Annotated in this window: 21 protein-coding genes and 1 riboswitch; of the genes, 8 read left to right on the forward strand and 13 right to left on the reverse strand. The window is 71.2% G+C overall.

The window, feature by feature from the left end:
* Positions 1-125: 125 nt before the first annotated feature.
* Complete coding sequence (gene nagB / locus OG373_RS14340) at positions 126-911, forward strand: glucosamine-6-phosphate deaminase (protein WP_405438626.1); 786 nt, start codon at positions 126-128, stop codon at positions 909-911.
* Positions 912-1,069: 158 nt separating this feature from the next.
* On the opposite strand, the gene OG373_RS14345 is transcribed toward nagB, so the two are convergent.
* The 4 genes from OG373_RS14345 to OG373_RS14360 form a co-directional block, all read right to left on the reverse strand.
* Entirely contained in the window at positions 1,070-2,551 is a 1,482-nt protein-coding gene (locus tag OG373_RS14345) for a glycoside hydrolase family 3 protein (protein WP_405438628.1), read from the reverse strand.
* Positions 2,552-2,558: 7 nt separating this feature from the next.
* A complete protein-coding gene (locus tag OG373_RS14350; RefSeq protein ID WP_405438630.1) occupies positions 2,559-3,431 on the reverse strand; it encodes a carbohydrate ABC transporter permease in 873 nt (290 codons plus the stop codon).
* Positions 3,428-4,423 carry a carbohydrate ABC transporter permease gene (locus OG373_RS14355; protein WP_397729152.1) on the reverse strand — a complete coding sequence of 332 codons (996 nt, stop codon included), beginning with the start codon at positions 4,421-4,423 and terminating at the stop codon, positions 3,428-3,430. Before OG373_RS14355 ends, OG373_RS14350 begins: the two co-directional genes overlap by 4 nt.
* A 75-nt stretch (positions 4,424-4,498) precedes the next feature.
* Positions 4,499-5,779: an extracellular solute-binding protein gene (locus tag OG373_RS14360; protein ID WP_405438632.1), complete on the reverse strand. Its 1,281-nt coding sequence runs from the start codon at positions 5,777-5,779 to the stop codon at positions 4,499-4,501.
* Between the two features lie 289 nt (positions 5,780-6,068).
* Here OG373_RS14360 and OG373_RS14365 point away from each other — a divergent pair, with 289 nt between their 5' ends.
* The 6 genes from OG373_RS14365 to OG373_RS14390 all read left to right on the forward strand — a co-directional run bounded on the left by OG373_RS14365 (position 6,069) and on the right by OG373_RS14390 (position 13,710).
* A complete protein-coding gene (locus OG373_RS14365) occupies positions 6,069-6,833 on the forward strand; it encodes a GntR family transcriptional regulator (RefSeq protein ID WP_030016685.1) in 765 nt (254 codons plus the stop codon).
* Between the two features lie 141 nt (positions 6,834-6,974).
* Positions 6,975-9,194 (forward strand): carbon starvation CstA family protein, encoded by a 2,220-nt coding sequence (locus OG373_RS14370; protein WP_405438634.1) that lies wholly within the window; start codon positions 6,975-6,977, stop codon positions 9,192-9,194.
* Positions 9,191-9,388: a CstA-like transporter-associated (seleno)protein gene (locus OG373_RS14375; protein ID WP_397729155.1), complete on the forward strand. Its 198-nt coding sequence runs from the start codon at positions 9,191-9,193 to the stop codon at positions 9,386-9,388. Before OG373_RS14370 ends, OG373_RS14375 begins: the two co-directional genes overlap by 4 nt.
* A 113-nt stretch (positions 9,389-9,501) precedes the next feature.
* Positions 9,502-9,999 carry a GNAT family N-acetyltransferase gene (locus OG373_RS14380; RefSeq protein ID WP_405438637.1) on the forward strand — a complete coding sequence of 166 codons (498 nt, stop codon included), beginning with the start codon at positions 9,502-9,504 and terminating at the stop codon, positions 9,997-9,999.
* 44 nt (positions 10,000-10,043) lie between these two features.
* A riboswitch (cobalamin riboswitch) is annotated at positions 10,044-10,173 on the forward strand.
* A gap of 142 nt (positions 10,174-10,315) precedes the next feature.
* On the forward strand, positions 10,316-12,694 hold the full coding sequence (locus tag OG373_RS14385; protein WP_405438639.1) for a ribonucleoside-diphosphate reductase subunit alpha: 2,379 nt from the start codon (positions 10,316-10,318) through the stop codon (positions 12,692-12,694).
* Entirely contained in the window at positions 12,694-13,710 is a 1,017-nt protein-coding gene (locus OG373_RS14390) for a ribonucleotide-diphosphate reductase subunit beta (RefSeq protein WP_405438641.1), read from the forward strand. The genes OG373_RS14385 and OG373_RS14390 overlap by 1 nt, the downstream gene beginning before the upstream one ends.
* Positions 13,711-13,813: 103 nt before the next feature.
* Here OG373_RS14390 and OG373_RS14395 read toward each other — a convergent pair whose 3' ends face one another.
* On the reverse strand, positions 13,814-14,026 hold the full coding sequence (locus OG373_RS14395; protein ID WP_397729158.1) for a hypothetical protein: 213 nt from the start codon (positions 14,024-14,026) through the stop codon (positions 13,814-13,816).
* A gap of 81 nt (positions 14,027-14,107) precedes the next feature.
* Here OG373_RS14395 and OG373_RS14400 point away from each other — a divergent pair, with 81 nt between their 5' ends.
* Positions 14,108-15,073 carry a helix-turn-helix domain-containing protein gene (locus tag OG373_RS14400; protein WP_405438644.1) on the forward strand — a complete coding sequence of 322 codons (966 nt, stop codon included), beginning with the start codon at positions 14,108-14,110 and terminating at the stop codon, positions 15,071-15,073.
* A gap of 192 nt (positions 15,074-15,265) precedes the next feature.
* On the opposite strand, the gene def is transcribed toward OG373_RS14400, so the two are convergent.
* From def to OG373_RS14440, 8 genes are all read right to left on the reverse strand, one after another.
* Positions 15,266-15,901, reverse strand: a complete 636-nt coding sequence (gene def / locus OG373_RS14405) for a peptide deformylase (protein ID WP_030385958.1) — start codon at positions 15,899-15,901, stop codon at positions 15,266-15,268.
* A gap of 82 nt (positions 15,902-15,983) precedes the next feature.
* Positions 15,984-16,970: a hypothetical protein gene (locus OG373_RS14410; protein WP_030385957.1), complete on the reverse strand. Its 987-nt coding sequence runs from the start codon at positions 16,968-16,970 to the stop codon at positions 15,984-15,986.
* 105 nt (positions 16,971-17,075) lie between these two features.
* Positions 17,076-18,338 carry an HD-GYP domain-containing protein gene (locus OG373_RS14415; protein ID WP_405438648.1) on the reverse strand — a complete coding sequence of 421 codons (1,263 nt, stop codon included), beginning with the start codon at positions 18,336-18,338 and terminating at the stop codon, positions 17,076-17,078.
* A complete protein-coding gene (locus OG373_RS14420) occupies positions 18,335-19,795 on the reverse strand; it encodes an HD-GYP domain-containing protein (RefSeq protein WP_405438650.1) in 1,461 nt (486 codons plus the stop codon). The genes OG373_RS14415 and OG373_RS14420 overlap by 4 nt, the downstream gene beginning before the upstream one ends.
* A gap of 220 nt (positions 19,796-20,015) precedes the next feature.
* Positions 20,016-20,321 (reverse strand): mycothiol system anti-sigma-R factor, encoded by a 306-nt coding sequence (rsrA, locus tag OG373_RS14425; protein ID WP_030012982.1) that lies wholly within the window; start codon positions 20,319-20,321, stop codon positions 20,016-20,018.
* Complete coding sequence (locus OG373_RS14430; protein ID WP_030385954.1) at positions 20,318-20,962, reverse strand: sigma-70 family RNA polymerase sigma factor; 645 nt, start codon at positions 20,960-20,962, stop codon at positions 20,318-20,320. The genes rsrA and OG373_RS14430 overlap by 4 nt, the downstream gene beginning before the upstream one ends.
* A gap of 288 nt (positions 20,963-21,250) precedes the next feature.
* Complete coding sequence (locus OG373_RS14435; RefSeq protein ID WP_405438652.1) at positions 21,251-21,907, reverse strand: alpha/beta family hydrolase; 657 nt, start codon at positions 21,905-21,907, stop codon at positions 21,251-21,253.
* 38 nt (positions 21,908-21,945) lie between these two features.
* Positions 21,946-22,764 (reverse strand): SOS response-associated peptidase, encoded by an 819-nt coding sequence (locus OG373_RS14440; RefSeq protein WP_405438655.1) that lies wholly within the window; start codon positions 22,762-22,764, stop codon positions 21,946-21,948.
* Positions 22,765-22,835 lie beyond the last annotated feature (71 nt).

Raw genomic sequence — 22,835 nt, forward strand, 5'->3', positions numbered from 1 at the left:
CGGCACCGGCGGGCCGGACGCCCGGATCCGGACCACGATGGATAACGGCGAGACCCCCGCCGGACGCGCCGGCCTCTGCTAGATTGGTCTATACCACACCACCACTCCAGATCGGCAGGCCCCGCGTGGAAGTTGTCATCGTCCCGGACGCCAAGGCAGGCGGCGAGCTCATCGCGGAGGCCATGGCCGCCCTGGTGCGCCGCAAGCCCGACGCCCTGCTCGGTGTGGCGACCGGCTCTACCCCGCTGCCCATCTACGAAGCCCTCGCCGCCGAGGTCCGGGCCGGCCGGGCCGACGCCTCCAGGGCCCGGATCTGCCAGCTCGACGAGTACGTGGGCCTGCCGGCCGGGCACCCCGAGTCCTACCGCGCGGTCGTGCTCCGCGAGGTCGTCGAGCCCCTGGGCCTGTCCGAGGCCTCCTTCATGGGCCCCGACGGCTCGGCCGAGGACATCGTCGGCGCGTGCGAGGCCTACGACCGTGCCCTGGCCGAGGCCGGCGGCGTCGACCTCCAGCTCCTGGGCATCGGAACGGACGGCCACATCGGCTTCAACGAGCCGTGCTCGTCGCTCGCCTCCCGCACCCGGATCAAGACGCTCACCGAGCAGACCCGCGTGGACAACGCGCGCTTCTTCGACAACGACCTGGACCAGGTGCCGCACCACGTCATCACCCAGGGCATCGGCACCATCCTCGACGCCCGCCACCTGGTCCTGCTGGCCACCGGCGAGGGCAAGGCCGAGGCGATCGCGCAGACCGTCGAGGGCCCGCTGTCCGCGCTGGTGCCGGCCTCCGCGCTGCAACTGCACCGGCACGCCACCGTGGTGGTGGACGAGGCGGCCGCCTCGAAGCTGAAGCTGGCCGACTACTTCCGCCACACCTACGCCAACAAGCCGTCCTGGCAGGGTCTGTAGGACCCGCAGGCCCGCACGGAGAAGGGCCGGACTCCCCGCCGGGGGATGTCCGGCCCTTCTCCGTACGCGCGGTGGCCGGCTCCGGACACCCGGCAGCCCCTGCCCCGGACGGTGTCCGGCACAGGGGCTGACGCCCTGGTCAGGGGCTCTTGGCGGGATCAGGCGCCCGCGATCACCTCGGCGGCGGCTCGGCCGCAGACGCGCGAGGCGCCGTGCGTGGCGATGTGCAGGGCCCCGCGCGGCTCGGCGCGCGGCAGGCCCATCTCGACCACGACCGTGTCCGGCCGGGCCGCGACCAGCGCGTCGACGGCCTCGGTCATCCAGGGGTGCCGGTGCGCGTCACGGACCACCACGACGACGGTACGGTCCCCCGCGGCCGCCAGGACGTCCCCGGCCGAGGAGCCCTCCGGGTAGACGCCCGACCCGGTGCCCGGGAGCAGCTCGGCGAGTTCGGCCGCCACGCCCCAGGGGGTCTCGTCCCCCACCGCGATGTTCGCGACGGGCGCGAGCGTGGCGACGTAGGGGCCGGTGAGCGGCTTGGCAGAGCCCGTGACGAGCACGGCGCGGCGGGCGGCCGTCAGCCCGATGCCGGACGCGCGGCTCCCCTCCGGCTGCGCGTCCGGCCGGGCTCCGCGGGTCCATGCGGCGAGCGCGCGGACGCGGGCCGCGGCGTCTGCGAGGCGCTCCTCGGGCAGTGCCCCCTCGCGGACGGCCGCGACCAGCGCGTCGCGCAGCCGCAGGACGGTGGCTTCGTCGGCGAGTCCGCCGCCGACACAGATGGCGTCGGCGCCGGCCGCGATGGCCAGCACCGAGCCGCGCTCGATCCCGTACGTGCCGGCGATGGCGTGCATCTCCATGCCGTCGGTGACGATGAGGCCCTCGTAGCCGAGCTCCCCCCGCAGCAGACCCGTCAGGATCTGCGGGCTGAGCGTGGCCGGGCGGGTCGGGTCGAGGGCGGGCACCAGGATGTGCGCGCTCATCACGGCCTTGGTGCCGGCCTCGATGGCCGCCTTGAAGGGGACGAGCTCGCGGGCCTGGAGGGTGTCCAGGTCCACGTCGATGCGCGGCAGGGCGTGGTGCGAGTCGACGTTGGTGTCGCCGTGGCCCGGGAAGTGCTTGGTGCACGCGGCCACGCCCGCGGCCTGGAGGCCCTCGACGTAGGCGGCGGTGTGCCGGGCGGCGAGGTGGGTGTCGGCGCCGAAGGACCGTACGCCGATCACCGGGTTGTCCGGGTTGGAGTTGACGTCCGCGGACGGGGCCCAGTTGAGGTTGACCCCGCACTCGGCGAGGCGGCGGCCCAGCTCGCGGGCGACCTCGCGGGTCAGTGTGGTGTCGTCGACGGCGCCGAGGGCCAGGTTGCCGGGGAAGGACGAGCCGCCGCGGACCTCCAGGCGGGTGACGTCGCCGCCCTCCTCGTCGATGGCGACCAGGACGTCGTCGCGCTCGGTACGCAGCTGCGCGGTCAGCGCGGCGAGCTGCTCGGGCGAGGCGATGTTGCGGCCGAACAGGCCGACGGCGGTGAGGCCTTCGCCGACCCGGCGGAGCAGCCAGGCGGGGGCGGTGGTGCCCTCGAAGCCGGGCTGGAGGACGGCGAGGGCGTCGCGGGTGACCGTATCGGTGCGGTGCGCAAGAACAGTCATGGGGCCGTTATCCCTTCACGGCGCCGGCGGTGAGGCCCGCGGCCATCTTGCGCTGGACGATGAGGAAGAGGACCACGATCGGGACGGCCATCATGGTGGAGCCGGCCATCATCGGGGCGAACTCGGTGCCGTGCTTGGTGGTGAAGTTGCCGAGCCAGACGGTGGCGGTCTGGTTCTGCTGGCTCATCAGCATCAGCGCGTACAGGTACTCGTTCCACGCCTGGATGAAGGCGTAGACGGAGGTGGCGACCATGCCGGGGGCGAGGAGCGGGAAGACGACCCGCAGGAAGGCGCCGGTCGGCGTGCAGCCGTCGACCATGGCCGCCTCTTCCAGCTCCTTGGGGATGTTGACGATGAAGCCGCGCAGCGTCCACACGGTGAAGGGCAGGACGAAGGTCAGGTACGTGATGATCAGGCCGGTGAGCCTGTCGTACTGACCGAGGTCGTTCAGCAGCAGGAAGACCGGGATGATCATCGCGACGAGCGGGACCATCTGGACGGCGAGGATCCCGACGATCACGACCTTGCGGCCGCGGAAGGCGAAGCGGGAGATGGCCAGGGCGGCCAGCATGCCGACGGCGATGCCGATGACGACCACGACGAGCGAGACGATCAGGCTGCGGCCGACCGGTCCCCAGAAGTCGGCGATGTCCAGCGCGCGGGAGAAGTTGGCCAGCGTGAAGGTGTGCGGGAAGAACTGCGGATCGGGGTTGATCGCTTCCTTGGACGGCTTGAAGGCCGTGTTGAGCATCCAGTAGACCGGGAAGCCCGCGGTGGCGAAGACCAGCAGGCCGAGGAGGTTCCAGCCGAGCTTGGACTTCTTGCGCTGCTTCAGGCCTGCGACGCGCGGGGTCGCGGTGGGCGTGGTGGTCACGCTCATTCCACCTCTCCGATCTTGAGCATCTGGCGCATGTACACGGCGACCACGCCGAGCAGCAGCAGAACGGTCACCAGGGCGATCGCGGAGCCGCCCGAATAGTCGTTGACCACGAAGGCCTGCTGGTACGAGTAGGTGGTCAGCAGCTGGAACTCGGCTTCCGGGTTCCCGTTGCGCATCACGAAGACCTGCGGGAAGACGCCCATGTCCCAGATGACGGAGAGGGTCGTCAGCATGACGAGGATCGGCTTCAGGATGGGGAGGGTGACGTGCCGGAACACGCCCCACGCGCCCGCGCCGTCGAGCCGGGCGGCCTCCTCCAGCTCCTTGGGCACCTGGGTGAGGCCCGCGCTGAGGGTGATGACGACGAAGGGGACCGCACCCCAGACCACCAGCAGCATGATCACCGCGAGGCCCTGGGGGCCGCTGGTGAACCAGTTGTGGCCGATCATGTCGACGCCGGGGAGCCTGCTCATCAGGTAGTTGAGGACGCCGTAGTCGGCGTCGAAGAGCCACTTGAAGACGGCGGTGGCGACGATGATCGGCATGCCCCAGCTGGCCACGAGGGCGATGCTGATGAGTGCCTTGACCCAGCCGGAGACCTTCTGGAGCAGCAGCGCGATGAGCATGCCGATCACCATCGTCGCGGCGACCGCGCCGACCGCGAAGATCACCGTACGCAGGACGACGGCCCAGAACTCGCCGTCGCCGAGGATCTTGGCGAAGTTGTCGAAGCCGACGAACTCGGGATCCTTGAAGCCCCAGAGCTCGGACTTGCCGAAGCTCTGGAAGGACAGGGCCACCAGCCGGTAGAGCGGGTACCCCATGACGAGGGCGATGACCAGCAGGCACGGGGCCAGCAGCAGCCAGGGAGTGGCACCGGGGCCCTTGCGGCCGGGCCGGGCCGGTGCGGCCGGGCTGCCCGGCGTCGCTCCGGGGGAAGTCTTCTGCTTCGCCGGCGGCAGGTCGGCGGTGGTTGTCTGTGCGGCACTCATCGCGCGCTCCTCGGGGGTCCCTCTCTTGACGGGCAGCAGGGCCCCGCCGGTCCGGCGGGGCCCTGCCCACTCAGGTCACTTGGTGTTGATGACCTTGTCGATCTCGGCGTCGGCGGCCTTGGCCGCGTCCTCGACCGACTTGTTGCCGGTGCCGATGTCGCGGAGCGTGGTCTGGAGGAGCTTGGCCTTCTCGATCTGGCCCCAGCCGGACGCCGTCGGGACGAACCAGGAGGACTCGGCCGCGGTGGCCGCGACCTGCGTCTTCGGGTCGGCCTTCAGCGGGCCGAGGTCCGTCTTGTTGTTCGGCAGGTTGCCCTTCTCGATCAGGCCCTTCTGGCCCTGGGCGCCGGTGAAGACGTTGATCCACTCGGCGGCGATGTCCTTGGCCTTGGACTTGGCAGGGATGGCCAGGTCCGAACCGCCCAGGAAGACCGGGAGGTTCTTGCCGCTCGGACCGGGCTGGACGAAGTTCTCCAGCTTGTCCTTCAGGCCGCCGACCTTGTCGTTCTCCGGGGTGCCGGCGGTGGCGCCCTCCCAGGCGGCGGCGAAGATCGCCGCGGAGTTGCCCTGGCCGAAGACGACCGGACGGTCGGACTCGTCCTTGGTCTTGTCGGCGTGCATGTACTTGTCGAGGAGCTCCTTGTACTGCTTGAGCCCCTTCAGCGACTCGGGGGAGGACAGGTTGCCCTTCCACTTGTCGCCGTCCTTCTTGGCGATGCTGCCGCCCGCCTCGTAGACGAAGGACATCGCGGCGTACCAGTCCGGGGAGGGCTGGTAGAGGGCGCTGAACTTGTCGCCCTTCGCGGCCTGGATCTTGTCGAGCGCTGCGGTGTACTCGGCCCAGGTCTTCGGCGCGGCGGTGACGCCGGCCTCGGCGGCGATGTCCTTGCGCCAGGTGCCGACGCGGCCACCGGCGTAGTAGGGGACGCCGTAGGTCTTGCCGTCGTAGGTCACGGACTCCTTGAGGGCGTCCAGCCAGGCGGCCGAGTTCTCGAACTTCGACGGGTCGACCTCGGCGAAGGCGCCGGTCGACATGTAGCCGATCATTTCGGAGTTGCCCATCTCGACAACGTCCGGGGCCTTGTCCGTGGCGAGCACGGCGTCCAGCTTGGCGTTCTTGTCCGGCCAGCCGTAGTACTCGTGCTTGATGGTGAGACCCGGGTGCTTGGCGACGATCGCGTCGTCGGCCGCCTTCACGAGCTCCGGCCAGTTCTTCTGCGCGTCGACCGTCAGCCAGACGGTGAGCTCCTTGGCATCGGAGGCCTTGTCGCCGCCCTTGCTGTCGGAATCACCGCACGCCGCGAGGCCGATAACCATGCCCGCGACTCCAACCGCCGCGATGAGCTTGCGCTTCACGCCACCCTCCTCAGGGATGCCTGCCTGCACTTCCCTTGCCCGCCGCGGTGACATACGCGAAGTACTGCCGTGGGGCCGGGATCTGATCCATATTGGTTTAGACCAGTAGCTGGAGCTTGGCCTAGACCTTTAGGGGTGTCAAGGGTCTAATGAGCGGGTGCCCGGTCCGTTATCGGACCGACACCTGGGGAGAGAGAAGGCCTGTCCCCCCTTACGTGTCACGATGTGACCGCACATATCGGAGGAGCCGGTGACGGCAGCGAAACTGGAGTCGGGAAGGCGGGCGGCGATGGCCACCGAAGGGGCGACCACGGAGCCGGAGGGCGGGGCAGCCACTCGCACGGCGCGCGTGCCCAAGTACTACCGACTCAAGCGGCACTTGCTCGACATGACCGAAACACTGCCGCCCGGCACCCCGGTGCCGCCGGAGCGCACGCTCGCGGCCGAGTTCGACACCTCGCGGACCACCGTCCGGCAGGCCCTTCAGGAACTGGTCGTAGAGGGGCGACTGGAGCGGATCCAGGGCAAAGGCACCTTCGTCGCCAAGCCCAAGGTCTCCCAGGCCCTGCAACTGACCTCCTACACGGAGGACATGCGGGCCCAGGGGCTGGAACCCACCTCCCAGCTCCTCGACATCGGCTACGTGACCGCCGACGACACCCTCGCCGGACTGCTCAAGATCACCACCGGCGGCCGGGTGCTGCGCATCGAGCGGCTGCGGCTGGCGAGCGGCGAACCGATGGCCATCGAGACCACCCACCTGTCGGCCAAGCGCTTCCCCGCGCTGCGCCGGTCTCTCGCCAAGTACACCTCTCTCTACACCGCTCTCGCCGAGGTGTACGACGTGCACCTGGCCGAGGCCGAGGAGACCATCGAGACCTCCCTGGCCACCCCGCGCGAGGCCGGCCTGCTCGGCACCGACGTCGGGCTGCCGATGCTGATGCTCTCCCGGCACTCCCTGGACGCCGACGGCGAACCGGTGGAGTGGGTGCGGTCGGTGTACCGCGGCGACCGCTACAAGTTCGTCGCCAGGCTCAAGCGTCCCGCCGTCTGACCTGGCCCTGCGTCCCCGCCCGGCGGATCCCGCGTACCGAATTCCTTCACATACCGGATTGCGGACGGGGGCTTACGCTCACCGGGCAATCCCCCGTAGATTCCCTGCGCTTACGCAGATGATCGACGAGGGGACGAGGTCATGCCTGAACCGGAAGCAACAGGGACAGAACGGGACGCGGCGAGTCCGGGCACCACGCCCGGCTCGCCCTCGCCCAGGTCCATCGCCGTGTGGGTGCTCGTCGGACTCGTCGGCGCGATCGGCTGGGGCGTGCTCGCGCTCTCCCGCGGCGAGGAGATCTCCGCGGCCTGGCTGCTCGCCGCCGCACTGGGCTCGTACGCGATCGCCTACCGCTTCTACGCGCGCTTCATCGCGGACCGCGTACTGAAGGTGGACGCCACCCGCGCCACCCCCGCCGAACGCCTTGACAACGGTGTCGACTTCCATCCCACCGACCGCCGGGTGCTCTTCGGCCACCACTTCGCCGCCGTCGCCGGCGCCGGTCCGCTCGTGGGACCCGTGCTCGCCGCGCAGATGGGCTACCTGCCGGGCACCATCTGGATCGTCGCGGGCGTCATCTTCGCCGGGGCCGTCCAGGACATGGTCACCCTGTTCTTCTCCACCCGCCGCGACGGGCGTTCACTGGGCCAGATGGCCCGGGACGAGATCGGTCCCGTCGGCGGGGCCGCCGCCCTGGTCGCCGTGTTCGCCATCATGATCATCCTGCTGGCGGTGCTGGCCCTGGTCATCGTCAACGCCCTGGCGCACTCGCCCTGGGGTGTCTTCTCCATCGGGATGACCATCCCGATCGCCGTCTTCATGGGCTTCTACCTGCGCGTCCTGCGGCCGGGCCGGGTCACCGAGGTCTCCGTCATCGGCGTCGCGCTGCTGCTGCTCGCCATCGTCGCGGGCGGCTGGGTGGCCGAGTCCTCCTTCGCCGGGACCTTCACCCTGGAGAAGGAGACGCTGGTCATCTGGATGGTCGTGTACGGCTTCCTCGCATCGGTCCTGCCGGTGTGGATGCTGCTCGCGCCCCGCGACTACCTCTCCACCTTCATGAAGGTCGGCACCATCGCGCTCCTCGCGCTCGGCGTGGTCATCGCGATGCCCACGCTGAAGATGCCCTCGGTCACCGACTTCGCGGCGAGCGGCGACGGACCGGTCTTCGCCGGGTCGATGTTCCCGTTCGTCTTCATCACCATCGCCTGCGGCGCGCTCTCCGGCTTCCACGCCCTGGTCTCCTCGGGAACCACCCCGAAGATGATCCAGAAGGAGACCCAGGTCCGCATGATCGGCTACGGCGCGATGCTGACCGAGTCCTTCGTCGCCGTCATGGCGATCATCGCGGCCTGCATCATCGAACCCGGCCTCTTCTTCGCCGTCAACTCCCCCGGTGGCGTCATCGGCACCACCGTCGAGTCCGCCTCCCAGGCGGTGACGAACTTCGGCTTCGCCATCTCCCCCGAGGCCCTCGCCCAGGCCGCCAAGGACGTGGAGGAAGCCAGCCTGCTCTCCCGCACCGGCGGCGCGCCGACCTTCGCACTCGGAATGTCGGAGATCTTCTCCGCCGTGATCGGCGGCGCGGGCATGAAGGCGTTCTGGTACCACTTCGCGATCATGTTCGAGGCGCTCTTCATCCTGACGACGCTCGACGCGGGCACCCGCGTGGGCCGGTTCATGCTCCAGGACACCCTCGGCAACGTGCACAAGTCCTTCAGGGACGTCAGCTGGAAGCCCGGCGTGTGGTTCGCGAGCGCGATCGTCGTCGGCGGCTGGGGCTACTTCCTGTGGGTCGGCATCAAGGACCCGCTGGGCGGCATCAACCAGCTCTTCCCGCTCTTCGGCATCGCCAACCAGCTGCTCGCCGCGGTCGCGCTGGCCGTCTGCACCACGCTGCTGGTCAAGTCCGGCCGGCTCAAGTGGGCCTGGGTGACGGGCGTTCCGCTGGTCTGGGACGCCACCGTGACCCTCACCGCGAGCTACCAGAAGATCTTCTCCGAGGACGTGAAGGTCGGCTTCTTCGCCCAGCGCGACAAGTACCAGGCCGGAATCGACGCCGACAAGGTGCTGGCGCCGGCCAAGAACATGGACGACATGCACACCGTGGTCACCAATGCCACGGTCGACGGCGTGCTGTGCGCCTTCTTCGCCGTCCTGATCATCGTGGTCCTCGCGGACGCGGCCCGGACCTGCCTGAAGGCCGTCCGCAACCCGGAGTCGGCGACCCTCTCCGAGGTCCCGTGGACCGAGTCGAAGATCGTCGCCCCGGCCGGTCTGATCGCCACCGCGGACGAGCGGGCGGAGCTCGCCGCGGCGGGCCCGGACGCGGGCGGCGGACACGTCAAGGAGCCGGTGGCGTGAGCACCGTACGGAGCGCGCTGGCCAGGGCCCGGTTCTACGTACGGGAGTTCTCGGGCGAGGCCGCGTACGACCGGTACGTGGCCCACGCCCGCTCCCACGACCCGGACGCGGAGGTCCTCACCCGCCGCGCCTTCGAACGCGCCCGTACGGACGCGCGCGAGGCGGACCCCCGCGAGGGCTTCCGCTGCTGCTGAGCCGCCCCGCGCGCCGAAGGCCCCGCCGGTTGCTTCCGGCGGGGCCTTCGCGCTGTTCAGCCGTCTCCGGCGACGGCGCCGCCCGCCGGCACCCGTCCTGCACACTCGACCGCATGGACATGGTGATCAGAACGGTGGTGCCCGCCGACTACGCGGAGCTGGGCGAGATCACGGCGCAGGCCTACCTCGCCGACGGGCATCTGGACTTCAACGAGGACGACGCATACCTACACGTGCTGCGCGACGTGGCCGGCCGGGCGGCCTCGGCCGAGGTGCTCGTCGCCGAGCGGGACGGGCGGGTGCTGGGCGGGGTGACCTTCGCCGCGCCCGGCAGCCCGCTCGCCGACATCGCCGCCCCCGACGAGGCGGAGTTCCGGATGCTCGCGGTGGCCCACGCGGCGCGCGGCCAGGGCGCCGGCGAGGCTCTGGTGCGGGCGTGCATCGAACGGGCGCGGGCCGTCGAGGGGGTCACGGGCATCGTGCTCTCCACCCAGCGCAGCATGGCCGGCGCCCACCGGATCTACACGCGCCTGGGCTTCGTACGCACGCCGGAGCGGGACTGGGCGCCGATCGAAGGCCTGACACTCCTCACGTATCGGCTCAAGCTGTAGCCACGCCGACACTACATGTGGGGGTTGCCGCATCGGGCCGCCCCCACATGTATGCTCATGCCTGCTGTCGCCGCAGGGGAATCCGGTGAGAATCCGGAACTGTCCCGCAACGGTATGAAGTGTCCGGCATCCGGACACCAAGTCCGATGACCTGCCGTCAGCGCGCCCGGCTCGACCGAACCGGGTGCCGACACGTCCGGGCCTCGCGGTTGGGCCGGTGGACGCCATGCGGGGTACGCGTTCCTGTCGCGCCCGCATGCGCCCGCTCGCGCCCCGCTCCGCCGATGACCGGGCCGAGCGAGGGAGAGCTCCCGCCGTGACCATCGCGCCTTCCGCACCGCGCGCCGAGTCCACTTCTGGCGACAACACCGAGGGCCCGGGGGCCACGCTGCTGCGTACCCTCACCGAACTGACGGCGGACCTCCCCGACACCGACCCCGGCCGGGTCGCGGCCTCCGCCCTGCGCGGCCGCAGCTCCGCCGCCGACGATGCCGAACTGCGCGGGCTGGCCACGGAGGCCGCCGCCGGTCTGATCTCCGAGGACCCGGCCTACTCCCGGCTCGCCGCCCGCCTGCTGACGCTGGCCGTCCGGGACGAGGCCGCGGGCCAGGGCTCCACCTCCTTCTCGGCCTCCGTCGAGGTCGGCCACCGCGAGGGCCTCATCGCCGACCGCACGGCCGAGTTCGTGCGCACCCACGCGAGCCGCCTGGACTCGCTCGTCGAGCTCACCCTCGCCGAGGGCGCCGACGACCGCTTCGGCTTCTTCGGTCTGCGCACCCTGCACAGCCGCTACCTGCTGCGCCACCCGATCACCCGTCAGGTCATCGAGACCCCGCAGTACTTCATGCTGCGCGTGGCCTGCGGCCTCGCGGCGGACGACAGCGTGCAGGCCGTGGAGGAAGTGGCCTCGCTGTACCGGCTGATGAGCCGCCTGGACTACCTGCCGTCCTCCCCCACGCTCTTCAACTCCGGCACCCGGCACCCGCAGATGTCCTCCTGCTACCTGCTGGACTCCCCGCTGGACGAGCTCGACTCGATCTACGACCGCTACCACCAGGTGGCCCGGCTCTCCAAGCACGCCGGCGGCATCGGCCTGTCGTACTCCCGCATCCGCGCCCGCGGTTCGCTGATCCGCGGCACCAACGGCCACTCCAACGGCATCGTGCCGTTCCTGAAGACCCTCGACGCCTCCGTCGCCGCCGTGAACCAGGGCGGCCGCCGCAAGGGCGCCGCCGCCGTCTACCTGGAGACCTGGCACGCGGACATCGAGGAGTTCCTGGAGCTCCGCGACAACACCGGTGAGGACCAGCGCCGTACGCACAACCTGAACCTCGCCCACTGGGTGCCGGACGAGTTCATGCGCCGCGTGAACGCCGACGCCGAGTGGTCGCTGTTCTCCCCGGCCGACGTGCCCGAGCTGGTCGACCTGTGGGGCGACGACTTCGACGCCGCCTACCGCAAGGCCGAGGCGGACGGCCTGGCCCGCAAGACCATGCCCGCCCGCGACCTGTACGGCCGGATGATGCGCACCCTCGCGCAGACCGGCCAGGGCTGGATGACCTTCAAGGACGCTTCCAACCGCACGGCGAACCAGACCGCCGAGCCGGGCACCGTCGTGCACTCCTCGAACCTGTGCACCGAGATCATCGAGGTCACCAACGACGGCGAGACCGCCGTCTGCAACCTCGGCTCGGTCAACCTGGGTGCCTTCGTCGTGGACGGCGAGATCGACTGGGAGCGGATCGACGAGACCGTCCGTACCGCCGTCACCTTCCTCGACCGCGTGGTGGACATCAACTTCTACCCGACCGAGCAGGCCGGCCGCTCCAACGCCCGCTGGCGCCCGGTGGGCCTGGGCGCGATGGGCCTCCAGGACGTCTTCTTCAAGCTGAAGCTGCCCTTCGACTCCCCCGAGGCGAAGGCCCTGTCCACCAAGCTCTCCGAGCGCATCATGCTGGCCGCCTACGAGGCCTCGTGCGACCTCGCCGAGCGCAGCGGCCCGCTGCCGGCCTGGGAGCAGACCCGCACCGCCCGCGGTGTCCTGCACCCGGACCACTACGACGTCGAGCTGAACTGGCCGGAGCGCTGGGAGGCGCTGCGCGCCCGCGTCGCCGAGACCGGTATGCGCAACTCCCTGCTGCTCGCCATCGCCCCGACGGCGACGATCGCCTCGATCGCCGGCGTGTACGAGTGCATCGAGCCGCAGGTCTCCAACCTCTTCAAGCGCGAGACGCTCAGCGGTGAGTTCCTCCAGGTGAACGGCTACCTGGTGGAGGAGCTGAAGCAGCTCGGCGTGTGGGACGCCCAGACCCGCGAGGCGCTGCGCGACGCCTCCGGTTCGGTCCAGGGCTTCAGCTGGATCCCGGCCGAGGTCCGCGAGCTGTACCGCACGGCGTGGGAGATCCCGCAGCGCGGCCTGATCGACATGGCGGCGGCCCGTACGCCGTTCCTGGACCAGTCGCAGTCGCTGAACCTGTTCCTGGAGACGCCCACCATCGGCAAGCTCAGCTCGATGTACGCGTACGCCTGGAAGCAGGGCCTGAAGACCACCTACTACCTGCGCTCCCGCCCGGCGACGAAGATCGCCCGCGCCGCGCAGGCGGCCACCCCCGTCGAGCTGCCGCAGGCGGTCGCCGACGCCGAGGCGCTGGCCTGCTCCCTTGAGAACCCCGAGTCCTGCGAGGCCTGCCAGTAATGCGCTCCAACGACACCAAGAACCTCCTGGACCCGGGCTTCGAGCTCACGCTCCGCCCCATGCGCTACCCGGACTTCTACGAGCGCTACCGGGACGCGATCAAGAACACCTGGACCGTCGAGGAGGTCGACCTCCACTCGGACGTCGCCGACCTGGCGAAGCTGACGCCCTCCGAGCAGCACATGATCGGTCGGCTGGTCGCGTTCTTCGCGACGGGCGACTCGATCGTCTCCAACAACCTGGTGCTGACGCTCTACAAGCACATCAACTCCCCGGAGGCGCGCCTGTACCTGTCGCGCCAGCTGTTCGAGGAGGCCGTGCACGTCCAGTTCTATCTGACGCTGCTCGACACCTACCTGCCGGACCCGGACGACCGCGCGGCCGCCTTCGACGCGGTCGAGGAGATCCCCTCCATCCGCGAGAAGGCGCAGTTCTGCTTCAAGTGGATGGACTCGGTCGAGAAGATCGACCGGCTGGAGACGGCCGCCGACCGCCGCCGCTTCCTGCTGAACCTGATCTGCTTCGCCGCGTGCATCGAGGGCCTGTTCTTCTACGGCGCCTTCGCGTACGTGTACTGGTTCCGCTCGCGCGGTCTGCTGCACGGTCTGGCCACCGGCACCAACTGGGTGTTCCGCGACGAGACCATGCACATGAACTTCGCGTTCGAGGTCGTGGACACCGTCCGCAAGGAGGAGCCGGAGCTCTTCGACGACGCTCTCCAGCAGCAGGTCACCGACATGCTGAAGGAGGCCGTGGAGGCGGAGCTGCAGTTCGGCCGCGACCTGTGCGGTGACGGCCTGCCGGGCATGAACACCGAGTCGATGCGCGAGTACCTGGAGTGCGTCGCGGACCAGCGTCTGGTCCGTCTCGGGTTCCCGCCGGTGTACGGCTCGCAGAACCCGTTCTCCTTCATGGAGCTCCAGGGCGTGCAGGAGCTGACGAACTTCTTCGAGCGCCGTCCGTCGGCCTACCAGGTCGCGGTCGAGGGCACGGTCGACCTGGACGAGGACTTCTAGAACTTCTAGAACTTCCAGGGCTTCGAGGACTTCCAGGGGCCCGGGACTCACCGGGGAGCCGGGATGCGGTCGATCCGTGTCCCGGCTTCTCGCGTTCCCCGGTTCAGTGGATGACGGGGCCCAGGTGCCACCCGCCGGAGCGGCGCGGGGTGGGCGGGAGGCCGCCCGACCGCTGGCGCGGGAGCCACACCAGCCGGGTGGCGACGGCCCGCAGCTGCCGGTCGATGCGCCGGTCGCGCAGGATCCCGTACAGGCCGGGTCCGAGCAGCAGGGCGGCGAAGGCGAGGACGACGAGGTAACTCACGAAGGTGGTCATACCTCTACTGTCCGCCTGATCGCCCATGATCGACAGTGGCAGTACTGTCATGGAAGACCGAATTACTGCCACACTGCTCTCATGATGAACAACGTGGCCGTGGCCCTCGTCGACGGAGTCGCCCCCTTCGAGCTGGGGATCTTCTGCGAGGTGTTCGGAATCGATCGCAGTGACATGGGCGTACCGGTGTACGACTTCGCCGTGTGCGCGGCGGAGGAGGGGCCACTGACCGTGGGCGGGGGCGCCTTCTCGATCACGCCCGCGCACGGGCCGGACCGGCTGGAGGAGGCCGACCTGATCTGCCTGCCCGCCGCGGGCAACGCCGACCGGCGCATCTACCCCGAACCCCTGCTCGCGGCCCTGCGCCGGGCCGTGGACCGCGGTGCGCGGGTCCTGAGCGTGTGCAGCGGGGCGTACGTCCTCGGCGCGGCCGGGCTGCTGGACGGCCGCCGGTGCACCACGCACTGGATGCACGCCGGGGCCCTGGCCCGCCGCTTCCCGCGGGCGGTCGTCGACCCGGACGTGCTCTACGTGGACGAGGGCCCGGTGATCACCGCCGCCGGCACGGCCTCGGGCATCGACGCGTGCCTGCACGTGGTCCGCCAGGAGCACGGGGCCGAGGTGGCCAACATCATCGCGCGCCGGATGGTCGTGCCGCCGCACCGCGACGGCGGGCAGGCCCAGTTCATCCAGCGGCCGATGGCGCGCACGGCCTGCGACACGGTGGGCGAGGTGATCGAGTGGATGGCCCGCCACCTGGACGAGGAGATCACCGTCGAGCAGCTCGCGGAGCGCGCGCACATGTCCCCGCGGACCTTCGCCCGCCGCTTCCTCCAGGAGACCGGCACCACCCCGTACAAGTGGGTGCTGCGCCAGCGGGTCCTGCTGGCGCAGGAGCTGCTGGAGTCGACCGGCGACACGGTGGACGCGATCGCCGGCCGCTGCGGCTTCGGCAACGCGGCCGCCCTGCGCCACCACTTCCTGCGGACCCTGGGCACCACGCCGAACTCGTTCCGGCGCGCCTTCCGGGGCCCGCAGGCCGCCTAGTGCTGTGACCGGAAAGGTCCGCCGGGCCCGCGGCGTCCTGTGCCGTGCCCGGCAAGGCGGAGGGGCGCCCTTGTACTGGACGTACTCGGGCGCCCCGACAACGCGGCCGGGTGCGGTGCCGGGCGGCGCGGGCCCGGCAGGATCCGAAGGAGACGGCCTGGACCGTCATGGCCGGCCGGGTGTGGGGGACGGTCAGGCGTTGGGGACGGTCTCGTAGCGCGGGGTGCCCTCTTCCATCTGCCGCAGGGCGTCCTTGCGGTCCCGCTTCGAGAGGCGGTCGATGTAGAGGTAGCCGTACAGGTGGTCGGTCTCGTGCTGGAGGCAGCGGGCGAAGTAGCCGGTGCCGCGCACCTTGATCGGGTTGCCCTGCGCGTCCTGGCCCTCGACCTCGGCGTAGTCCGGGCGGGCCAGCGAGGCGTACGCCGTCGGGACCGACAGGCAGCCCTCGTTCGAGTCGTCCAGCACCCGCGCGGCGGCCGGCAGCTCGATCAGCTTCGGGTTGACCACGACACCGGTGTGCCGGTTGCCGTCGTCGTCCGGGCAGTCGTAGACGAAGACCTTGGCGTCCACGCCGATCTGGTTCGCGGCCAGGCCCACGCCCTCGGCGGCCTTCTGGCTCGCGAACATGTCGTCGATCAGCTGCGCCAGCTCGTCGCCGAACTCGGTGACGTCCTTGCACTCCCGGTGCAGGACCGGGTTGCCGACCACGGTGATCGGACGGGCCGTGCCGCGCTGACGGTGGGCGAGCTCGCGCGCCTCACAGTCCTCGGTGTCCACGACGTACCCGTCGTTCACGCTCTCGACAACCTCGTTCTCCTGCTGCGACATGTCCGCCGTACGCCTTCCGTAAGTCCCGGTCACCGATGGTCGTCGTGGCCATCGATGTGCCCGTACAGCCTACGGCCCCGGGTCAGCAGACTTCTTCGAGATCCCGCCACTCGCGGGTGCCCGGGCTGTCCGCGACCCAGCCGTCGAGCAGTCCGCGCACCAGACCGGCCGGTGCCGCGATCCCGCATTCGCGCTCGGGGACCCACAGGGACCCGGAGCCGGCCGTACGGTGCCCGAGCGGTCCGGGGTGCCCCGGCTCGCTGTGGTCGTGCGGATCGAGGTGCTCGCCGTCGCCCTCGTCGCTCGGCATCTCGCTCTCCGAGCAGGTCCGGCACAGCAGCCGCACCGACGAGGACCAGTCCTCGGCGGCGAACCCGGCGTCCGAGGCCAGCTGCTCCAGCGCATCGCGGTCCGCCTCGGTGGCCGCCTCCAGCAGTACCACCCAGGTGGGCACGGGCGACGGCGCCCACAGCTCGATCTCGTCGAACACGGGGTACGAGGGTCCGGCCGCGGTCACCCGCTCGCCGTGCGGCACACCGTCGTGGAGCACCACCTCGCCCCAGCGCCGCCCCGAGGACGGCAGCGGGATCGACAGGACCTCCAGCCGGGCCGGGTCCAGCCGGCGCCCCCAGACCACCTCGGCCTCGCCCTCGGGCGAGAGCCGCACGGCGGCGCTGCCGAGCTCCATGCCGACCGGTTCGCCCGCCCCGGCGGCGTCCCCGGGCACCTTCAGCCCGTACGCCTGCCAGGCCCGCCGGGCCAGCGGCCAGTCCTGCAGCGCGGTGGCGGCGATCCCCACGTTCCACCAGTCCGGGGCGCCGGTCTCCCGGTCCAGCAGGGCCACGGCGCGCAGCCCGGCGGCCCGCGCCTGCTCCCAGTCGTGCCGGAACTTGTGCAGCAGCGCCAGATTGAACCAGGACTCGGACAGCCAGGGCTCCAGGTCCGCGGCTCTGGTCAGGAGCGCGCCCGCGTCCTCGTACCGCCCGTCGCCGATCAGCGTGAACGCGCGGTCGGTGGCCTGCCGCCACGAGGCGGAGGGCCGATGCCGTACCTTCCCGAAGATCCTCACGATTCCCGCCTGCCGGTCCAACGGTGCAGCCTTGCGGACACTCCTACGGTCCCTCTTACTGGCATCCAACCATGCCCACTCGGACGGCCGCTCATTACCCATGGGTTACCCAGGTGGGACGGGCACCACTCTGTCACGTCCGCCCCTGGCCAGAACCCTTGCCAGGCATTCCACGACCTCCGGCTGGTAATCGTGCCCGGTGCCCAGGCGGAGCCGCTCCAGGGCGGCCAGTGAGCCACCCGGGTGACGGCTCCCGCCGACCAGATCGTCGTACGCATTCACCGTACGCACGATCCGGGCCGATGTGGGCTGCTCCCGGTACGGATCCGCCTGCCGCTCCACGACCACGGCGACCTCGGCCGGCACCCCCGTCTGCCGGGCGACCTCCCCGCCCAGCTCGGCGATCCGGCGGGCCTGGGCGCCGGGCAGCCCGGCCGTGGCCCCGTCCGGGACCGGGTCGACGAGGGAGAGCTGCCCGATGTCGTGCATGAGGGCGGCGTACTCCAGCACCGTGAGCTCCCGCTCCGACAGGCCCAGCTCGCGCCCGACGGCGCAGCTCAGGGCGGCCACCCGGCGGGAGTGGCCCGGCCTGGTGCAGCCGGCGATCTCGGTGGCACGGGCCAGGGAGGTGATGGTCTGGCGGTAGGTGGTGCGGATCGCGATGATCCGGTGGAGGGAGAGCTGGGTCAGCAGCAGGGGCACGCTGAAGACCGGCAGGGCCCACAGGCCCGCGACGGCCGCGCCGAGCGCCATCACGACCCCGGTGGCGCAGATCGCCGAGCCGATGCCGAGCTGCGCGCGCAGTTCGTCGCGCAGCAGGGGCCCGTAGGGCCGGCCCGTCGCCGCCCCGGCCGGCGCGGCGGCGAGCACGGCGTCGCACAGGGCGGTGAGGCCCAGCAGGAGGAGCAGGAAGAGGACGAGGTACGGGCCCTGGCCGACCCGTTCCTCCAGTCGGCCCGAGTTGTAGAGCGGCTGGAAACAGGCGGCGGCGAAGGCGACGGTGAGCACCCGGCGGGACAGGTGGTCGACGGCGGGCCCGCGGCCCCGGGCGATGTGCGGGACGATCCCGGCGAGGGCGGCCGCGACGACGACCGCGACGATCTGGAGCACCCCGTGGCGGGTGGGCTGCCCGGCGCTCTGCCCGAGCAGGGCGTAGGCCAGGGCTCCGGCGGAGCCGAGCGGTGCGGGGTGGCGGCCCGGCGGGTCCTGGCGGTCGCGGCGGGCGAGCTCGCCGATGGTGATCAGTGCGCCGAAGGCCAGGGCCGCGCCGGGCTCGGCGACGCCGTTCCACAGGGTGTGGGCGAGGCCGGCGACGGTGAGCACGGCCGCGGCTCCCCGCACCGTCCACACCGCCGGGGTCGTCCTCACGCGCCCGCCCCGGTGCCGCCGGCGTCACGGCCCGCCCCCTGCCGCGTACGGCCCACGGGCACACCGGGCCGCTCCGGCCCCGGCACCGGCTCCGCCTTCGCCTCGTCCCCCGTGGGGGCGGCCCTCGCCGGGATCACCTGGAGGTCCTCGTCCGAGGTCACCACCGGGTGCCAGCCGGTCCGGCCGATCGCGTCGACCAGTGCCCGTACCATCGCCGGGTCGAAGTGTGCCCCCGCGCACCGTTCCAGCTCGGCCAGGGCGACCGGCACAGGCCGGGCCCGGCTGTACGAGCGGGTCGAGGTCATCGCGTCGAAGGCGTCGGCCACGGCCACCACGCGGGCCAGTACCGGGATCTGCTCGCCGGTCAGCCCGTACGGATAGCCGGAGCCGTCGACCCGCTCGTGGTGGTGCAGGATCGCGGACCGGGCCTCCCCCAGGAAGCCGATGCCGCGCACCATCTCGTGCCCGTACTCGGGGTGCAGCTCAATGATCCGGCGTTCCTGCGGGGTGAGCGGCCCGTCCTTGCGCAGCAGCCGGGTGGGGACGCCGAGTTTGCCGACGTCGTGCAGGATCCCGGCGATGCGCACCGTCTCCAGCCGGTCCTCGGTCATGCCCAGCTCGCGGGCGATCATCGTGGAGGCCTGGCCGACCCGTTCGCTGTGGCCGCGCGTGTAGCGGTCCTTGATGTCGACGGCGTGGACGAGTGCGCGGATGGTGGCCCGGTGGGCGCCGCGCTCGCGGTGGTACTGGGCGAAGAGCCAGCAGGAGATGTACATCGGCAGCAGGACGAGCAGTGCGGCCGGGAGCCCGTACGGGCTGCGCCACATCACGGCCATCATCAGTCCGGCGAGGCCGTGGACGCAGTGCGGGGCGAGGGAGCGGGTCGCGAGTCCGCGCCAGGCGGTGGCGGCGGGCCGGCGTTCGGCGAGGGCCAGGACGCCGCCGTCGAGGGCGGTGAGTACGAGGCTGAAGGCGACGGCGGCGACGGCCGCGGGCAGCAGGACGTAGGGGAAGTCGGCGAGCTCGGCGGACGGCCCGGACCCGGTGGCGGCCCCGCCGCCGAGCGCGGCCGGGCCGCGCAGCAGCCCGTACGCCTGCCCCGCGACCCAGGCGGCCGTCGCCTGTTGCGCGGCGTGCCACACCCGGCGCACGCCGGCGGGCCGCTGGACCACGGTCCCCGCGAAGGCGCCGGGCAGGGCCACGAGCCCGGCGGCTGCGGGCGGCAGCAGAAAGACGGCGGCGAGCACCACGGGGAGGAAGGAGCCGATGCCCTCGGGCACCCGGCTGCCCGGCAGCGGGCAGACACCGAGGAGTTCGCAGCCGAGGTAGAGCACGGCCAGCACGGCCACGGCCGCCCAGGGCGTACCGGAATCCGTGAGGGCGGGGGTGACGCACGCGGCGGCCACGAGGACGGCGCACAGGATGTAGGCGCGCGCCCCCGGCGGAAGTGCCCGCATGGCGTTCTCCTCCCCTGTGCCGTGCACACCGGGTGCTGAATGGAACCAGCACCGATTGGGGAGAATAGGTGGGGCCCGGAGCGCGGCGGGCCATATTTCCGCATTGGGCCATGCGGACGCCCCCGGATTAGCACATTCGGGTGAATGAACTGCCCTTCCGGGGGCGGTTGTTCAATCGCCGGACCGGTTACCGATCACCGGTTACCGATACCGGAGCGGGTCAGCCGGGAGCGGGATTGTCGGCGGTGACGTCGTGGTCGGGCACCGCCTGGCCAGACCTGATCAGCTCGATCCGGCCCATGACCTTCGACCGCAGGTCGGTCGGCACGTCGTCCGACCCGCAGCAGCGCTTCACCAGCTTCTTCACGGCCTGTTCCAGGCCGTACTTCTCCAGGCAGGGATTGCACTCGCCGAAGTGCGTCTCGAACTTCGTGCAGTCACTGTCCGGCATCTCCTGGTCGAGAAACTCGTACAGGTGATCCAGGACCTCAGAGCACTCTGTCTCGTGCGGCTCTCCGCAGCTCATGAGCCCGAGCCTTTCCGGTCGTTCGACTCTCCCGCGCCCGCGGGAACCAGCCCGCGCTCACGGGCGTAGTCCTCCAGCATTCCGCGGAGTTGACGGCGGCCACGGTGCAGTCGCGACATGACCGTACCGATGGGTGTACCCATGATGTCCGCGATCTCCTTGTACGCAAAGCCCTCTACGTCGGCAAGGTAGACCGCGATGCGGAACTCCTCCGGAATGGCCTGCAGGGCTTCCTTCACATCCGAATCGGGCAGGTGGTCGAGCGCCTGCGACTCGGCGGAACGCAGTCCGGTCGACATGTGCGACTCGGCGCGCGCCAGCTGCCAGTCCTCGATCTCCTCCGCGGCGCTGCGCTGGGGCTCACGCTGCTTCTTGCGGTAGGAGTTGATGAAGGTGTTGGTCAGAATGCGGTAGAGCCACGCCTTCAGGTTGGTGCCCTCGCGGAACTGGTGGAAGGACGCGTATGCCTTCGCGTACGTCTCCTGGACCAGGTCCTCGGCGTCGGCCGGGTTGCGCGTCATGCGCAGCGCGGCCGAGTACATCTGGTCGAGGTAGCCGAGGGCGTCCCGTTCGAAGCGCGCATTGCGCTCCAGGGTCGTCTCCTCCGCGTGGCCTTCGTCGGTCCCAGCGACAGGACCCACCTCCTCCGACAGCGTGGCGGCTCCGAAAGCGGATCCGCTCGAATCGGAGAATAGTCGACCTTCCCGGCCCTCCGCCGCCCGAAGCGAGCTGCGCTTGGGCGCGGGCAGCACGGTCCAGTCCAGGTCAGCGGCCTGCCGACGGTTCTGGCTGATGACCTGGGTCATGCGCTCCCTCTCCTCCGACGAGTTCCCGTACGTTCCGACATCCGAGACAACAGAGGGGGCGGGCAGGGCATTCCCGGGCACCCGGCGCGATTTCGGCTCGCGCCGGGCGCCGGGCGGCCGGCCTCACACCGGGAGCCTCCCGAGCCACTCCGCCACCGCTTCGGTGATCGTCAGGAGGGCCTCCTCCTGGGTGGTGTCCGCCTTCTTCGGCACCGCGAAGCCGTGGTCCCCGTGGGCCACCTCCACGAGCTCGTACGGGTCCTGTCCGCCCGGTTCCGGGAACTCCTCGGGCCGCCCGAAGGGGTCCCGGCCGCCCTGGACCACCAGGGTCGGCCGGCCGGCGCCGGTGAGCTCCCCGGCGCGGGACTTCTCCGGCCGGCCCGGCGGATGCAGCGGGAACGCCAGCGCCAGCACCCCGGCGGCGCCCAGCTCGGCCGCGGTCCGGCAGGCCACCCGGGCCCCGGCGCTGCGCCCGCCCGCGACCACCGGCAGCCCGGGCTCCGTGAGCGCGGGCCACAGCCCGCGCCACCCCTCGTCCAGCACCCTGGGCGCGGCGGCGACCTTCTTCCCGGCGACCCGCCAGGGCTGTTCGACCAGGGCCACGGTGATCCCGCGGGCGGGCAGGGCGGCGGCCAGCGCCTGGAGGTCGCGGGCCTCGATGCCCCCGCCGGCCCCGTGACTCACGGCGAGCACGAGCCTCGGCCTCGGCTTCACCGCCCTGTGCCAGGTGATGCGGGCCTCGCCCGCCGTGGTGTCGACACTCTCGGTACGCGTGGTCATGCGACCCATCCTGCCGGGCGGTATCCGGCAGCGGCGGGCTAGAAGAGGGTGGCCTCCTCCGGCGCGGCGAGCTCCGTCAGCAGCTCGGGGCCGTTGTTGCGCACGCTGCTCACGGCGGTGGACACCGGGTAGGCGCGCATCAGCCCGCCGGGCGGCGGCGCCAGCAGGTCCCGCAGGGAGCCCTCGGTGTCGGTGTTCGCGGGGTCCAGCCAGGCGTCCCAGCGGTCCGGGGTCAGCATCAGCGGCATCCGCGGGTGGATCTCGGAGAGCGAGCGCGGGCCTTCGGCGGGGGCCACGCCCAGGGGGGTGGTCTCGGCCTCGGTGGTGATCACCGAGCAGGTGACCCACCAGGCGAGCGGGTGCTCGTCGGGCAGGGTCCGGTCGCGCCAGAACTCGTAGATCCCGGCCATGGCGAAGACGGAGCCGTCGGACGGGAGCACGAAGTAGGGCTGCTTGCGGGCGCGCTTCTTCTTCCCCTCCGCCTCCAGCTGCCGCTCGTCGTGGGCGGTGACCCACTCGTAGTAGCCGTCGGCGGGGACGATGCAGCGGCGCTGCGCGAAGGCCCGGCGGAAGGAGGGCTTCTCGTGCAGGGTCTCCGACCGGGCGTTGATCATCCGGGCGGCGCCGTCGGGGTTCTGGGCCCAGGAGGGGACCAGCCCCCATGTCAGGACGCGCAGCTGGCGAACCGGACGGGGGTGCGAAGCGTCTTTGAGGGGACGGTCGAGGACCACGTGGACCTTCTTCGTCGGCGCCACGTTGAAATCGGGGGCCAGGGCCTCCTCCGGCTCCCACTTCTCGATGCCGAATGCCTCCACGAGGTCCTCGGGCCTACGACTCGCCGCATACCGTCCGCACATGGCTGTCACACTGCCATGCCGCCCCCAGCTACCGCTGGGTGGTGCCCCCGGAACACCACCACAAGGAGTCC

This window comes from Streptomyces avidinii, assembly GCF_045161815.1.
Classification (GTDB): Bacteria; Actinomycetota; Actinomycetes; order Streptomycetales; family Streptomycetaceae; genus Streptomyces; species Streptomyces avidinii.

Coding starts and splice junctions, on each gene's coding strand:
- OG373_RS14345 (WP_405438628.1), bottom strand. CDS start 2,551: ATGACTGTTCTTGCGCACCGCACCGATACGGTCACCCGCGACGCCCTC.
- OG373_RS14350 (WP_405438630.1), bottom strand. CDS start 3,431: ATGAGCGTGACCACCACGCCCACCGCGACCCCGCGCGTCGCAGGCCTG.
- OG373_RS14355 (WP_397729152.1), bottom strand. CDS start 4,423: ATGAGTGCCGCACAGACAACCACCGCCGACCTGCCGCCGGCGAAGCAG.
- OG373_RS14365 (WP_030016685.1), top strand. CDS start 6,069: ATGGCCACCGAAGGGGCGACCACGGAGCCGGAGGGCGGGGCAGCCACT.
- OG373_RS14370 (WP_405438634.1), top strand. CDS start 6,975: ATGCCTGAACCGGAAGCAACAGGGACAGAACGGGACGCGGCGAGTCCG.
- OG373_RS14380 (WP_405438637.1), top strand. CDS start 9,502: ATGGACATGGTGATCAGAACGGTGGTGCCCGCCGACTACGCGGAGCTG.
- OG373_RS14390 (WP_405438641.1), top strand. CDS start 12,694: ATGCGCTCCAACGACACCAAGAACCTCCTGGACCCGGGCTTCGAGCTC.
- OG373_RS14395 (WP_397729158.1), bottom strand. CDS start 14,026: ATGACCACCTTCGTGAGTTACCTCGTCGTCCTCGCCTTCGCCGCCCTG.
- OG373_RS14400 (WP_405438644.1), top strand. CDS start 14,108: ATGATGAACAACGTGGCCGTGGCCCTCGTCGACGGAGTCGCCCCCTTC.
- def (WP_030385958.1), bottom strand. CDS start 15,901: ATGTCGCAGCAGGAGAACGAGGTTGTCGAGAGCGTGAACGACGGGTAC.
- OG373_RS14420 (WP_405438650.1), bottom strand. CDS start 19,795: ATGCGGGCACTTCCGCCGGGGGCGCGCGCCTACATCCTGTGCGCCGTC.
- rsrA (WP_030012982.1), bottom strand. CDS start 20,321: ATGAGCTGCGGAGAGCCGCACGAGACAGAGTGCTCTGAGGTCCTGGAT.
- OG373_RS14435 (WP_405438652.1), bottom strand. CDS start 21,907: ATGACCACGCGTACCGAGAGTGTCGACACCACGGCGGGCGAGGCCCGC.
- OG373_RS14440 (WP_405438655.1), bottom strand. CDS start 22,764: ATGTGCGGACGGTATGCGGCGAGTCGTAGGCCCGAGGACCTCGTGGAG.